10 protein-coding genes are annotated in these 13,534 nt (G+C 74.3%); 6 read left to right on the plus strand and 4 right to left on the minus strand.

All coding sequences use genetic code 11. The features are described 5' to 3' along the window. The 6 genes from infB to CHR28_RS35830 form a co-directional block, all read left to right on the plus strand. Positions 1-2,798, plus strand: a 2,798-nt coding sequence (gene infB / locus CHR28_RS35805) for a translation initiation factor IF-2 (protein WP_094057926.1), incomplete at its 5' end; no start/stop codon positions are given. A gap of 199 nt (positions 2,799-2,997) precedes the next feature. Further along, on the plus strand, positions 2,998-3,291 hold the full coding sequence (locus CHR28_RS35810) for a DUF503 domain-containing protein (protein WP_010042759.1): 294 nt from the start codon (positions 2,998-3,000) through the stop codon (positions 3,289-3,291). Positions 3,292-3,335: 44 nt separating this feature from the next. Continuing rightward, positions 3,336-3,788 (plus strand): 30S ribosome-binding factor RbfA, encoded by a 453-nt coding sequence (rbfA, locus tag CHR28_RS35815; protein ID WP_094057906.1) that lies wholly within the window; start codon positions 3,336-3,338, stop codon positions 3,786-3,788. Next, the gene (gene truB / locus CHR28_RS35820; protein ID WP_094057907.1) at positions 3,785-4,690 is read left to right on the plus strand and encodes a tRNA pseudouridine(55) synthase TruB; all 906 of its coding nucleotides are present in this window, start codon (positions 3,785-3,787) and stop codon (positions 4,688-4,690) included. Before rbfA ends, truB begins: the two co-directional genes overlap by 4 nt. 256 nt (positions 4,691-4,946) lie before the next feature. Then, positions 4,947-8,363, plus strand: coding sequence for a trypsin-like peptidase domain-containing protein (locus CHR28_RS35825; RefSeq protein ID WP_094057908.1), 3,417 nt, complete (start codon positions 4,947-4,949; stop codon positions 8,361-8,363). Between the two features lie 150 nt (positions 8,364-8,513). Further along, positions 8,514-9,467: a bifunctional riboflavin kinase/FAD synthetase gene (locus CHR28_RS35830; RefSeq protein ID WP_094057909.1), complete on the plus strand. Its 954-nt coding sequence runs from the start codon at positions 8,514-8,516 to the stop codon at positions 9,465-9,467. A gap of 24 nt (positions 9,468-9,491) precedes the next feature. Here CHR28_RS35830 and CHR28_RS35835 read toward each other — a convergent pair whose 3' ends face one another. The 4 genes from CHR28_RS35835 to CHR28_RS35850 are packed head-to-tail and all read right to left on the minus strand — an operon-like array spanning position 9,492 to position 13,526. Further along, a complete protein-coding gene (locus tag CHR28_RS35835; RefSeq protein ID WP_094057910.1) occupies positions 9,492-10,556 on the minus strand; it encodes an ABC transporter ATP-binding protein in 1,065 nt (354 codons plus the stop codon). Further along, complete coding sequence (locus CHR28_RS35840) at positions 10,553-11,572, minus strand: ABC transporter ATP-binding protein (protein WP_107473158.1); 1,020 nt, start codon at positions 11,570-11,572, stop codon at positions 10,553-10,555. Before CHR28_RS35840 ends, CHR28_RS35835 begins: the two co-directional genes overlap by 4 nt. Then, a complete protein-coding gene (locus tag CHR28_RS35845) occupies positions 11,569-12,483 on the minus strand; it encodes an ABC transporter permease (RefSeq protein WP_094057911.1) in 915 nt (304 codons plus the stop codon). The genes CHR28_RS35840 and CHR28_RS35845 overlap by 4 nt, the downstream gene beginning before the upstream one ends. Then, a complete protein-coding gene (locus tag CHR28_RS35850) occupies positions 12,480-13,526 on the minus strand; it encodes an ABC transporter permease (protein ID WP_094057912.1) in 1,047 nt (348 codons plus the stop codon). Before CHR28_RS35850 ends, CHR28_RS35845 begins: the two co-directional genes overlap by 4 nt. Positions 13,527-13,534: the final 8 nt, after the last annotated feature.

Genomic DNA, 13,534 nt, shown 5'->3' on the forward strand with positions numbered 1-13,534 from the left:
CCGCGCCGGCCACTCCCGGCCCCCGTCCCACCCCGGGCCCGAAGCCCGCGCCGCGGCCCGCCCCGGCGTCCCCGGCTCCGACCACGCCCGAGTTCACGGCACCGCCGTCGGCTCCCGCCGCGCCCTCCCAGGGCTCCGGCCCGCGTCCGGGCGCCCCGCGTCCGGCCGGCCAGACCCCGCGTCCGGGCGCTCCGCGTCCGGCCGGTCCCGGCCAGGGCGGCCAGGGCCGTGGTGACCGTGGCGACCGTCCCGGCGCTCCGCGTCCGAGTGGCGGTGCCCCGCGTCCCGGTGCCCGTCCGGCGGGTCCCCGTCCGGGCAACAACCCCTTCACCTCCGGTGGGTCCACCGGCATGGCGCGCCCGCAGGCGCCCCGTCCCGGCGGTGCCCCGCGTCCGGGCGGCCCCGGTGCGCCCGGCGGCGCCCCGCGTCCGCAGGGCCAGGGCCAGGGCGGTCCCCGTCCCCAGGGTGCGGCGGGCGGTCCCCGTCCGCAGGCTCCCGGTGGCGCCCGTCCCACGCCGGGCGGCATGCCCCGTCCGCAGGGCGGCGGTCCGCGTCCCGGTGGCGGTCCCGGTGGCCCGCGTCCGAACCCCGGCATGATGCCGCAGCGTCCGGCTGCCGGCCCGCGTCCCGGCGGCGGTGGCCCCGGTGGCCGCGGTCCCGGCGGCGGCGGTCGCGGTCCCGGTGGCGGCGGTCGTCCGGGTGGCGGCGGCTTCGCTGGCCGTCCCGGTGGCGGCGGCGGCGGTTTCGCCGGTCGTCCCGGTGGTCCCGGTGGCGGCGGTGGCGGTTTCGCCGGTCGTCCCGGTGGTCCCGGTGGCGGCGGTGGCCGTCCCGGCTTCGGTGGTCGTCCCGGTGGTCCGGGTGGCCGCGGTGGCACGCAGGGCGCCTTCGGCCGTCCCGGCGGTCCCGCGCGTCGTGGCCGCAAGTCGAAGCGGCAGAGGCGCCAGGAGTACGAGGCCATGCAGGCCCCGTCGGTCGGCGGCGTGATGCTGCCTCGCGGCAACGGCGAGACCGTTCGCCTGTCGCGCGGTGCGTCCCTCACCGACTTCGCGGAGAAGATCAACGCCAACCCGGCGTCGCTCGTCGCGGTCATGATGAACCTCGGCGAGATGGTCACGGCCACGCAGTCCGTCTCCGACGAGACGCTCCAGCTCCTCGCCGACGAGATGAACTACACGGTTCAGATCGTCAGCCCGGAGGAGGAGGACCGCGAGCTGCTCGAGTCCTTCGACATCGAGTTCGGCGAGGACGAGGGCGACGAGGAGGACCTGGTGGTCCGCCCGCCGGTCGTCACCGTCATGGGTCACGTCGACCACGGTAAGACCCGGCTCCTCGACGCCATCCGCAAGACGAACGTCATCGCGGGCGAGGCCGGCGGCATCACCCAGCACATCGGTGCCTACCAGGTCGCGACCGAGGTCAACGACGAAGAGCGCAAGATCACCTTCATCGACACCCCGGGTCACGAGGCGTTCACCGCCATGCGTGCCCGTGGTGCCCGGTCGACCGACATCGCGATCCTGGTCGTCGCGGCCAACGACGGCGTCATGCCGCAGACGGTCGAGGCGCTCAACCACGCCAAGGCGGCCGACGTCCCGATCGTCGTCGCGGTCAACAAGATCGACGTCGAGGGCGCCGACCCGACCAAGGTGCGCGGTCAGCTCACCGAGTACGGGCTGGTGGCCGAGGAGTACGGCGGCGACACGATGTTCGTCGACATCTCCGCCAAGCAGGGTCTGCACATCGACTCCCTGCTGGAGGCCGTGATCCTCACGGCCGACGCCTCGCTCGACCTGCGGGCCAACCCGCACCAGGACGCGCAGGGCATCGCGATCGAGTCCCGTCTCGACCGCGGCCGCGGTGCCGTGTCGACGGTCCTCGTCCAGCGCGGCACGCTGCGGGTCGGCGACACCATGGTGGTCGGCGACGCGTACGGCCGAGTCCGGGCGATGCACGACGACAACGGCAACCTCGTCACCGAGGCGGGCCCGTCGACGCCGGTCCAGGTCCTCGGCCTGACCAACGTCCCGGGCGCGGGCGACAACTTCCTCGTCGTCGACGAGGACCGTACGGCCCGCCAGATCGCGGAGAAGCGAGCCGCCCGCGAGCGGAACGCCGCGTTCGCCAAGCGCACGCGCCGCGTGTCGCTGGAGGACCTGGACAAGGTGCTGAAGGCCGGCGAGGTCCAGCAGCTGAACCTGATCATCAAGGGCGACGCGTCCGGATCGGTCGAGGCTCTGGAGTCCTCCCTGCTCCAGCTGGACGTCGGCGAAGAGGTCGACATCCGCGTCCTGCACCGCGGCGTCGGTGCGGTCACGGAGTCCGACATCGACCTGGCCATGGGCTCCGACGCCATCGTCATCGGCTTCAACGTGCGCGCCGCCGGGCGTGCGCAGCAGATGGCCGAGCGCGAGGGTGTCGACGTCCGGTACTACTCGGTCATCTACCAGGCGATCGAGGAGATCGAGGCGGCCCTCAAGGGCATGCTCAAGCCGGAGTACGAGGAGGTCGAGCTCGGTACGGCGGAGATCCGCGAGGTCTTCAAGTCGTCCAAGCTGGGCAACATCGCGGGTGTTCTCATCCGCTCCGGCGAGGTCAAGCGCAACACCAAGGCGCGCCTCATCCGCGACGGCAAGGTGGTCGCGGAGAACCTCAACATCGAGGGTCTGCGTCGCTTCAAGGACGACGTCACCGAGATCCGCGAAGGGTTCGAGGGCGGTATCAACCTCGGCAACTTCAACGACATCAAGGTCGACGACGTCATCGCGACGTACGAGATGCGCGAGAAGCCGCGGGTGTAACACCCACGGATCACCAGCCGGCCGACGCGGCACCCGCCGCGTCGGCCGGCTGGCCGTTGGGGCGCGGTGCGCGCCGGGGCGCGGTGCGCGCCGGAAAACCCGATCGAGCCCCCGGCACGATCGCGGTAACGTTCCTGGTGTTCCTGCGCCCCGACCGCGCAGGCCATCGATCCCGTACCGGCGGGTCATCCGGACACACATGTACGTGGGGACTCTGTCCTTCGACCTGCTCCTCGGCGACGTACGGTCGCTGAAGGAGAAGCGCTCCGTCGTCCGCCCCATCGTCGCCGAGCTCCAGCGCAAGTACGCGGTGAGCGCGGCCGAGGTGGACCACATGGACCTCCATCGCAGGGCGGTCATCGGCCTGGCGTTGGTGTCCGGCGACGCGGGGCACTTGAGCGAGGTGCTAGACCGGTGCGAACGGCTGGTCGCCGCCCGCCCCGAAGTGGAGCTGCTGTCCGTCAGGCGGCGCTTCCACGGCGAAGACGACTGACGAACCGAGAACGAACCGGACAGGAAAGAACGGGAGACGGACCAGTGGCCGACAACGCGCGGGCTAAAAGGCTGGCGGACCTCATCCGAGAGGTGGTGGCCCAGAAGCTGCAGCGCGGGATCAAGGACCCGCGGCTCGGCTCGCACGTCACCATCACGGACACCCGGGTCACGGGTGACCTCAGGGAGGCGACCGTCTTCTACACCGTGTACGGGGACGACGAGGAGCGCGCGGCGGCCGCCGCCGGCCTGGAGAGCGCCAAGGGCATCCTGCGCTCCGAGGTGGGCCGGGCCGCCGGTGTGAAGTTCACGCCGACCCTGACCTTCGTCATGGACGCCCTGCCGGACAACGCCCGCACCATCGAGGACCTCCTCGACAAGGCGCGCCAGTCCGACGAGAAGGTGCGCGAGGCGTCCGCCGGTGCGAAGTACGCCGGTGACGCCGACCCGTACCGCAAGCCGGACGAGGACGACGAGACGGACGACACCGCCGAATGACCCAGAAGCACACCACGCCCGACGGCCTCGTCATCGTCGACAAGCCGTCGGGCTTCACTTCGCACGACGTCGTCGCCAAGATGCGCGGCATCGCCAGGACACGACGCGTCGGGCACGCCGGCACCCTCGACCCGATGGCGACGGGCGTCCTCGTCCTCGGCGTCGAGAAGGCCACCAAGCTCCTCGGCCACCTCGCGCTGACCGAGAAGGAGTACCTGGGCACCATCCGCCTGGGCCAGAACACCCTCACGGACGACGCCGAGGGGGAGATCACCTCCTCCGCCGACGCCTCGCGGATCACCCGGGACGCCATCGACGCCGGCATCGCCCGGCTCACCGGCGACATCATGCAGGTGCCGTCCAAGGTCAGCGCCATCAAGATCAACGGCGTGCGCTCCTACAAGCGGGCCAGGGAGGGCGAGGAGTTCGAGATCCCCGCCCGGCCCGTCACGGTCTCCCACTTCGGCGTGTACGACGTCCGGGACGCCGTCGCCGAGGACGGCACGCCCGTGCTCGACCTGGTCGTGTCGGTCGTCTGCTCCTCCGGCACCTACATCCGGGCCCTCGCCCGCGACCTGGGCGCTGATCTCGGAGTCGGCGGTCACCTCACCGCCCTGCGCCGCACCCGCGTCGGCCCCTACAAGCTGGACGCGGCCCGCACCCTGGACCAGCTCCAGCAGGAGCTGACCGTGATGCCGGTCGCCGAGGCCGCCGCGGCCGCGTTCCCCCGCTGGGACGTCGACGCCCGCCGCGCCAAGCTGCTGACCAACGGCGTGCGGCTGGAGATGCCCGAGCAGTACGCGGGCACCGGCCCGGTCGCCGTGTTCGACCCGGAGGGCCGCTTCCTCGCCCTCGTCGAGGAGCAGCGGGGCAAGGCCAAGAGCCTGGCCGTCTTCGGCTGACCGCCCGGCCCGGGCGGTCCGCCCGTGGAGCGGCGGCCACGGGGTACCTCCACTTCCGCCGCTCCACGGTCCCCCCTCGGTTCCCCCACCCCTAGGGTGTATCCAGCCGCCCCCGTCCGTTCACCCGTCCGTGCGGGCGCTCGGAGTGAACCGGGGGAGCGGAAGGGGGCGCTTTCGCGAAGCGATCTGTCCCGCTGATCATCCCGCCCCTAACGTCGAACACAAGAGCACGGGTGTACGGCGGGGAGGCTCGACGATGACGTCGCGGAACCGGTCCCGGGAGACGGACGACAGCGCACCGGACTCCCCGGACCACCCCGGAGCGGTGGAGTGCGCGGACCAGGCGCCCCCGGACGAGGCGCTGGTGCGCATCCACGACCTGGCGGGCCGCCCGCGCGGCACCGGCTTCCTCGCCGACCACCACGGCACGCTCGTCACCAGCCACGAGGCCGTCGACGGCCTGCCCCGGCTCGTGCTGTACGGAGCGGGCGACCGCCGCCGGGTCGTGACCGCCGACGCGATCACGCCACTGCCCGCCCTCGACCTGGCCCTCGTCCGGACCGAGGGCCTCGGCGTGCCGCCGCTGCCCGTCACCGCCCGGGACGGGGCCGGGACGGGCACCTACGTGCGGATCGCCGCCGGCGGCTGGCGCGAGGCGCGGGTCCTGGGCGCGACCGGCGTGACGTACGCGGCCACGGACCGCTTCCACCGCATCGACGGCGCGCTGGAGCTGGCGGTCGGCACGGCCGGGCGGGACGCGCTGCGGCTGGGCGGGGGAGCGGCCGGCGGTCCGGTGGTCGACGCCGCGACCGGAGCCGTCGTCGCCGTCCTCGGCACCGCGCTGCGCTCCGGCCACCGCGACGTCGGATTCGCCGTGCCGCTGCACCCGGGAGTACCAGGGGCGGCCGGCCCGCTGGCCGAGCTGCTCGCCGAGAACGCGGCGACGGTCCCGGCGTACGGCGACGACCTCAACCTGGCCGCGGTGCTGGAGCTCACCGGCGTCTGCGTGGGCCTGGACGGCCCACCCCGGCCCCCGGGGCTCGCGGAACCGGTCGAACGGGCGGCGGTGGCAGCCGAGTTCGACGCCTTCGCGTCGGGCCCGGAGCCCGTCCTCGGTCTGGTCGGCGCGCCCGGCAGCGGCCGGACGACGGAGCTCGCGGCCCTCGCGGCCCGGCGCGCCCGCACCGGGCACCCGACGCTGTGGCTGCGCGGCTGCGACCTGCGCGACGACGACACATCGGTGGCGGACGCCGCCCGCCGGGCCCTGACCCGGGCCGCCCCCGCCGTGGCCGCCCCACGGACCCCGGCCGACCTCGGCGACCTCTCGCCGGAACGCCTCGCCCACCGCGCCCGCGCGCTCGGCCGCCCCCTGCTGCTCCTGCTCGACGGCCCCGAGGAGATGCCGCCCGCCCTGGCCCGCCGCTTCGCCGACTGGGCGGACGGGACGCTGCGCTGGCTGCGGGAGACGGGCGTACGGCTGGTGACGGCCTGCCGCGCGGAGTACTGGGAGGAGGCGTCGGACCCGCTGCACCGGCCCGCGCGCGTCCTGCTCGGCGACCTCACCGAGGACGAGGCCCGCCAGGCCCGCGAGCACCTCGGCATCCCGGAAGGCGCCCTGGCCGGCACCGACGCCCGGCACCCCCTCACGCTCCGCCTGCTCGCCGAGATCCGGGCCGCGCTCGGCGACACCCCGGAGCGGCCCGCCGTCCCCCTCGACCGCAACGACGTCTTCTCCGCCTACGTGGACCTGAGCGCCCTGCGGATCGCCCGGCGCCTGGCCGCCGGCGACGGCCTGCGCGGCACCGCCGTACGCCGGCTGGCCGCGAAGGTCGCCGGGCAGGTGCACGAGGCCGCGCGGCGCAGCCTCGGCCCGGGCCTAGGGGACCTGGACCGGGAGACCTTCGGGGCCGTGTTCCCGTGGGGCACCGCCCCGGAGCGGCTCGGCGGTGGCAGCGGCTGGGCCTCGGCCGTGCTCGCTGAGGGCCTGCTCGTGCCCTCAGGACCGGGCTACCGCTTCGCCCACGAGGAGCTCGCCGACTGGCTCCACGGCCTGCACCTCGACCTCGACGAGGCCCTGCACGCCCTCGTTCATCGCACCCGGGACGAACCGGCGGACCCCGTCCCGCACCACCGCATCGGTCCCGTCGTCCAGGCCCTGCTGTGTCTGGAGCGGCAGCACGGCACCGGGCCGCTGGCCTCCCGCCTGGCCGACCTGGTGCACGCCCTGGACGCCGACCCGGGGTCCTGGTGGGCCGCCCGGCTGCTGGCCGGGACGCTGTCGGCCGTGCCGGACGCCACGCCGTACACCGACGTGCTGCGGCTGCTCGCCGACCGGGTCGTGGCCTGGCGGCGGCAGGAGCGGCCCGTGCCCGACGTGCTCGGGCCGGACTTCTGGACCGGCCTGCGGCTGCCGGAGGGCCCGCGGTTCCGGCTGCTCAGGCAGCTGGTGCACGCCGACGGACCGCCGTGCGAGACCGGCCCCCGCTTCCTGGACGCCGTCGCACGGCTGCTGGCCGCCGACCCCGTCGCCCTACAGCCGCAGCTCGTCCGCTGGTTCGACGACGAGCAGCCGCTGCCCGCCACCCCGCACGCGACCGTGGCCCTGGCCGCGCAGGCGCTGCTGCACACCCACCGCCACCGCGCCCCGGACGAGCTGACGGACGTCCTCGCCGACCGCGCGCACCGGCGGGCCGACGAACTGCTCGCAGTCCTGGCCGAGGAGGAGCCGTCGGCGCTGTGCCGGGCCGCCGACCGGTGGGCGCGCGACGAGCGGCCGGCCCGGCGCGCCGCGGCGATGGCCCACGGACTGCGCGTCGCCCCCCACGTCACCACCGCGGGCGACCGCGCCCTGCTGCGCTACGCGGCCCTCACCCTGCTCGCCCGCCCGGCCGACCGGGCCCTGCACGGCGGTGCGCTCGCCCTGCTCGTCCAGGATCCGCACACCCGGATCCGTTACCTGCCCCGGGCGCTGGAGCACTTCGCGGCGGGCGACCCGCACCTTCCGCCGGACGCGCTCGCCGGTGCCCTGCTCACCCACCCCGAGCCGGTGCTCGGCGCCTTCGCGGCCCGGCTGGAGCGACCGGACGCGGACGAGGCGCTGCGGGCGCTCGCCGACGCCACCCCGCCCGGCCTGGCCCGGCCCGTCGCCGCGCTGGTGAGGCACGCGGCGGAGAAGCGCCCGGACCTCGCCGGGCCGGTCGCCGCGTACGTGGACCAGCGGCTCGACCGGGGCCCCGCCGCCCGGGCCGTGCTCCTGCCCCTGGTCACCGCTCTGCTGGAGGGCGGCACCGTGCGGCTGCGGTGTGCCCTCGCCGGCGTCCTCACGCCGCCCGGCATCCCCGCCTCGCGCCCGCTGCGCCGGGAGCTGCGCGAGGTGCTGCTGGCCCGCGAGCACGACACCGACGTCCTGGACGCGCTGCTGCACGCCGCCGCCCGCAACGGCGGCGACGACCTGCGCGAACTCGTCCACCGCGTCGGCCTGCTCCTGGGCCGCACCCCCGAGGGCGCGGGCCGCTTCGACCGCGCCCTGGTCGACCTCGGCCGGCACGTGCCCGGCTTCGCCGCCCGCGTGGCCGGCTGGCTCGCCGACGCGCCCGAGGAGTGGGCGGCCCTGGTCGGGCCGAGCTCCCACCGCACGATCGAGAACCTGGCCGGCGTCGGCGTCCCGGTCTGACCGGGCGCGGGGTGCCGTGCGCCCGGTCACAGCCTCCATGCCGATGCGGGCGGCGGCGACCCGGCATGGCACCCTTAGACCTGCGTACGCGTCACCACGGACAACCGACCGGACACGGGTTCGACGAGCTTTCGACAAGGAGCAGGCACAGTGCAGCGCTGGCGTGGCTTGGAGGACATCCCCCAGGACTGGGGGCGCAGCGTCGTCACCATCGGCTCGTACGACGGAGTCCACCGCGGACACCAGCTGATCATCCGGCATGCCGTGGACCGCGCCCGGGAGCTGGGCGTGCCCGCCGTCGTCGTCACCTTCGACCCGCACCCCAGCGAAGTGGTCCGCCCCGGCAGCCACCCGCCGCTGCTCGCCCCGCACCACCGCCGCGCCGAACTCATGGCGGACCTCGGCGTGGACGCGGTGCTCATCCTGCCCTTCACGACCGAGTTCTCGAAGCTGTCCCCGGCCGACTTCGTCGTCAAGGTGCTCGTCGACAAGCTGCACGCCAAGGCGGTCGTCGAGGGCCCCAACTTCCGCTTCGGCCACAAGGCCGCCGGCAACGTGGAGTTCCTCGCCACGCAGGGCAAGACCTACGACTTCGAGGTCGAGGTCGTCGACCTGTACGTGACGGGTGAGGCGGGCGGCGGGGAGCCGTTCTCCTCCACGCTGACGCGGCGTCTGGTCGCCGAGGGCGACGTCCGGGGCGCGGCGGAGATCCTGGGCCGGCCGCACCGGGTGGAGGGCGTCGTCGTACGGGGCGCCCAGCGCGGACGCGAACTGGGCTTCCCCACCGCCAACGTGGAGACGCTGCCGCACACGGCCGTGCCGGCCGACGGCGTGTACGCCGGCTGGCTGCACGTGCAGGGTGAGGCGATGCCCGCCGCGATCTCCGTCGGCACGAACCCGCAGTTCGAGGGGACCGAGCGGACGGTGGAGGCGTACGCCATCGACCGGGTCGGGCTGGATCTGTACGGCCTGCATGTCGCGGTCGACTTCCTGGCGTTCGTGCGGGGGCAGGCGAAGTTCGACACGCTGGACGCGTTGCTGGAGCAGATGGGGCGGGACGTGCGGAAGTGCAAGGAGCTGGTGGCGGCCGAGCAGGCTGCCTAGTCCGCCTGCGGGCGAGCAGGCTGCCTAGTCCGCTCGTGGGGCGTCCGCGGGTGCGTGGTGGCTTGTCGCGCCGTTCCCCGCGCCCTTGAGGGACATCGCCCAGTGGCAGGCGACCTGTGACTGTCCGTCCCCGCTCAGCACCTCCAGGTCCCGGTTCCTGCACGCGTCCGCCACGCCCGCCCGCTCCGCCTCGGCGCTCGCCAGGACCTGGCAGCGGGCGTGGAAGCGGCAGCCGGACGGCACGCGTGACGGGTCCGGGGGTTCGCCGGTGAGGATGACCGGGGCGCCCGGGGCCTCGGGGAGGACCGACAGCAGGGCCTGGGTGTAGGGGTGCCGGGGGGCCGTCAGGACCTCCTCCACCGCGCCCGTCTCCACGATCCGGCCCAGATACATCACGGCCACCCGGTCGGCGATGTTCCACGCCAGGCCCAGGTCGTGCGTGACGACCAGGGCGGACAGGCCCAGTTCGGTGCGCAGCCGGAGCAGCAGGGCGAGGATCTCGCCGCGCACCGAGGCGTCGAGGGACGCCACCGGCTCGTCGGCGACGAGGAGTTCGGGTTCCAGGACGAGCGCGCCCGCGATGACGACCCGCTGGCGCTGCCCGCCGGACAGCTCGTGCGGATAGCGCAGGAAGAAGCGCTCCGGGGGCCGCAGCCCGGCCCGGGACAGGGCCTCGGCGACCGCCGTGCGCTCGTCCCCCGCGAAGCCGTGGATGCGCAGGCCCTCGGCGACCGCGTCGTACACCGTGTGCCGGGGGTTGAGGGAGCCGCTGGGGTCCTGGAGGACCAGCTGGACGCGCTTGCGGTAGGCCTTCAGGGAGCGGCCGGAGTAGTCCAGGGGACGGCCGTCGAAGGTGACCCGGCCGGCCGTCGGCTCCACCAGACCCAGCAGGCTGCGCGCCAGGGTCGTCTTGCCGCAGCCGGACTCGCCCACGAGGGCGACGATCTCGCCGGGCCGGATGTCGAGGTCCACGCCGTCCACCGCGCGGGCCGGGGGGCCGCCGTGCCGTCCCGGGAAGGTGACGTGCAGACCCTCAGCGCTCAGCAGGGGTGCCGTGCCGACCTGGGGGGCCGTGGGGGAGAGGGTCATGGCGTGGTGGGCCTCGCTTCCTGCAGCGCTTGTGGATCCTGCGGCTCCGCGAGGGGCGCGTCCGGCGGCGGCCCGGCCAGGACGCAGGCCGCCCGCCGCCCCGGTCCCGCCTCCCGCAGCGCCGGGTCCTGCTCGGCGCACGACTCCAGCGCCACCGGGCAGCGCGGGTGGAACGTGCACCCGGACGGCAGCGCCGCCGGGTCGGGCGGATCGCCCGCCAGCCCCTGCGGCGCGAACCGGGAGCCCGGGTCGCCGATGCGCGGGAACGCCGCCGACAGGGCTCGGGCGTACGGGTGCCGGGCGTCCTCGTACACCTGCGCCGCCGGGCCCTCCTCGACCACCCGGCCCGCGTACATCACCGCCAGCCGGTCGCAGGTGTCGGCCAGGACGGCCAGGTCGTGGCTGATCATGATCAGGCCCAGGTCCTGGTCCGCGACCAGCTGCTCGATGAGCCGCAGGATCTGGGCCTGGATCATCACGTCGAGCGCGGTGGTCGGCTCGTCCGCGATGATCAGACGCGGGTCGCAGGCCAGGGCCATGGCGATCATGACGCGCTGGCGCTGGCCGCCGGACAGCTCGTGCGGGTAGGCGTCGGCGCGGGCCGCGGGCAGGCCGACCTGCTCCAGCAGCTCGCCGGTCTTCCTCTTCGCCCCGGCCGCGGTCGCCTTCCTGTGCAGCAGGATCGGCTCGGCGATCTGGTCGCCGATGCGGTGCACGGCGTTCAGCGAGTGCATCGCGCCCTGGAAGACGACCGAGGCCCCGGCCCAGCGGACCGCCCGCACCCGGCCCCACTTCATGGTCAGCACGTCCTCGCCGTCGAGCAGGACCTCTCCGGTGATGCGCGTGCCGGCCGGCAGCAGCCGCAGCAGGGCCAGCGCCAGCGTCGACTTGCCGCAGCCGGACTCCCCGGCCAGACCGAGCTTGCGCCCCGCGTCCAGGCGCAGGTCCACCCCGCGCACGGCGGCCGCGCCGCCCGGGTACGTCACGGTCAGGTTCCTGACGTCGAGCAGACTCAACGCGACACCCCCAGCCTGGGGTTGAGGACGGACTCCACGGCCCGTCCGCACAGCGTGAACGCCAGCGCCACCACGGCGATGGCGATGCCCGGCGGCACCAGGTACCACCAGTCCCCGGCACTGACCGCGCCGGCTTCCCGGGCATCCTGGAGCAGCCCGCCCCACGAGACGACCGTCGGATCGCCGAGGCCCAGGAAGGCCAGCGTCGCCTCCGCGAGGATGGCCGAGGAGATGATCAGGGTCGTCTGGGCCAGCACCAGCGGCATCACATTGGGCAGGACGTGCCGGGACATGATGTGCCAGTGGCCACCGCCGAGCGCCTTCGCCCGCTCGATGTACGGCCGGGTCTCCACGGCGAGGGTCTGCGCGCGCACCAGACGGGCCGTGGTCGGCCAGGTCGTGACGCCGATCGCGACGACGATCGTGGTCAGCGAGCGGGACATCACGGTGACCAGGGCGATCGCCAGCACCAGGGTCGGCATGACCAGGAACCAGTCGGTCACGCGCATCATCACCGTCGCGTACCAGCCCTTGAAGTGCCCGGCCGTGACCCCGATCAGCGTGCCGATCGCCACCGACAGCACGGCCGCGAGCAACCCGACCAGCAGCGACACCCGCGAGCCCCAGATCACCAGGCCCAGCAGGTCCCGCCCGAACTGGTCGGTGCCGAGCGGGAACTCGGCGCTCGGGCTCTGCATCGGACGCCCGGGCGCCTCGGTGACACTGCTCACGTCGGAGCCCACGAACACGGGGGCGAACAGCGCCAGCAGCGCACACAGGACGAGCACGGCCAGGCCGTACAGCCCCGCCCGTTCCGCACGGTACCGGCGCCAGAAGCGGGCGACGGAGGCCCGGCGGCGCTGCCGGGCCAGGGCGCGCGGACTCGGGGCCGTGCCGGTCGACGTCGTCATCGGGCCACCCGGGGGTCAAGCAGCGGATACACCAGGTCGGCGAGGGTGTTCATCAGGATCACCGCGGCGGCGAACACGAAGAACAGGCCCTGCACCAGCGGCAGGTCGGGCACGCTCAGCGCCTGGTAGAACAGCCCGCCGAGGCCCGGCCAGGAGAACACCGTCTCCACCAGGATCACGCCCGCCACCGTCCGGCCGAGGTTGATGAAGATCAGCGTCACGGTCGGCAGCAGCGCGTTCGGCACGGCGTGCCGGCGGCGCACGAGGTCGTCGCGCAGCCCCTTGGCCCGCGCCGTCGTCAGGTAGTCGCTGCCCATCTCGTCCAGCAGCGCCGACCGTGTGACCAGCAGCGTCTGCCCGTACTCCACCGCCACCAGCGTCACCACCGGCAGCACCAGATGGTGCGCCACGTCGAGGACGTAGGCGAAGCCCTCCTCGCCGCCCGACTCCATGCCACCGGTCGGGAACAGGCCCGGCAGCGGGCCGATGCCCACCGACAGCACGATGATCAGCAGCAGTCCGAGCCAGAAGGACGGGATCGAGTACAGGGTGAGCGCGAGGCCGGTGTTGACCCGGTCGCCGAGCCCGCCGCGCCGCCACGCCGAGCGCGTGCCCAGGAAGATGCCGAGCGCGGTGTACAGGACGAAGGCCGTGCCGGTGAGCAGCAGGGTGTTCGGCAGCGCCTCGGTGATCTTGTCGACCACGGGCGTCCGGAACTGGTACGACGTCCCGAAGTCGCCCGTGAGGGCCTTGCCGCAGTAGTCCGTGAACTGCCGCCACAGCGGCAGATCGAGCCCGAACTCCTCGCGGTAGGCGGCCAGTTGCTCGGCCGAGACCTGACGGCCGCCGGTCATGGTCTTCACTGGGTCGCCGGGGATCAGCCGGAACAGGAAGAAACTGGTGACGAGGACGGCCAGCAGCGACACGGCCGCACCGGCCACTTTGCCGGCCAGGTACCGCGGGTACGCGGAGCGCTTGCGCACCCGGGGCCCGGCCGCCGTCTGCCTCTCCTCGACCAGCGCGGGGGTCGCGTCGGCGGTCATCGGCGCAC

Origin of the sequence: Streptomyces sp. XY006 (assembly GCF_002237655.1) — a bacterium.
GTDB classification, from domain to species: Bacteria; Actinomycetota; Actinomycetes; order Streptomycetales; family Streptomycetaceae; genus Streptomyces; species Streptomyces levis.

Bases quoted from the DNA above. Each gene is read 5' to 3' on its own strand.
- CHR28_RS35810 (WP_010042759.1), top strand. From the start codon at position 2,998: ATGTACGTGGGGACTCTGTCCTTCGACCTGCTCCTCGGCGACGTACGG.
- CHR28_RS35825 (WP_094057908.1), top strand. From the start codon at position 4,947: ATGACGTCGCGGAACCGGTCCCGGGAGACGGACGACAGCGCACCGGAC.
- CHR28_RS35845 (WP_094057911.1), bottom strand. From the start codon at position 12,483: ATGACGACGTCGACCGGCACGGCCCCGAGTCCGCGCGCCCTGGCCCGG.
- CHR28_RS35835 (WP_094057910.1), bottom strand. From the start codon at position 10,556: ATGACCCTCTCCCCCACGGCCCCCCAGGTCGGCACGGCACCCCTGCTG.
- truB (WP_094057907.1), top strand. From the start codon at position 3,785: ATGACCCAGAAGCACACCACGCCCGACGGCCTCGTCATCGTCGACAAG.
- CHR28_RS35850 (WP_094057912.1), bottom strand. From the start codon at position 13,526: ATGACCGCCGACGCGACCCCCGCGCTGGTCGAGGAGAGGCAGACGGCG.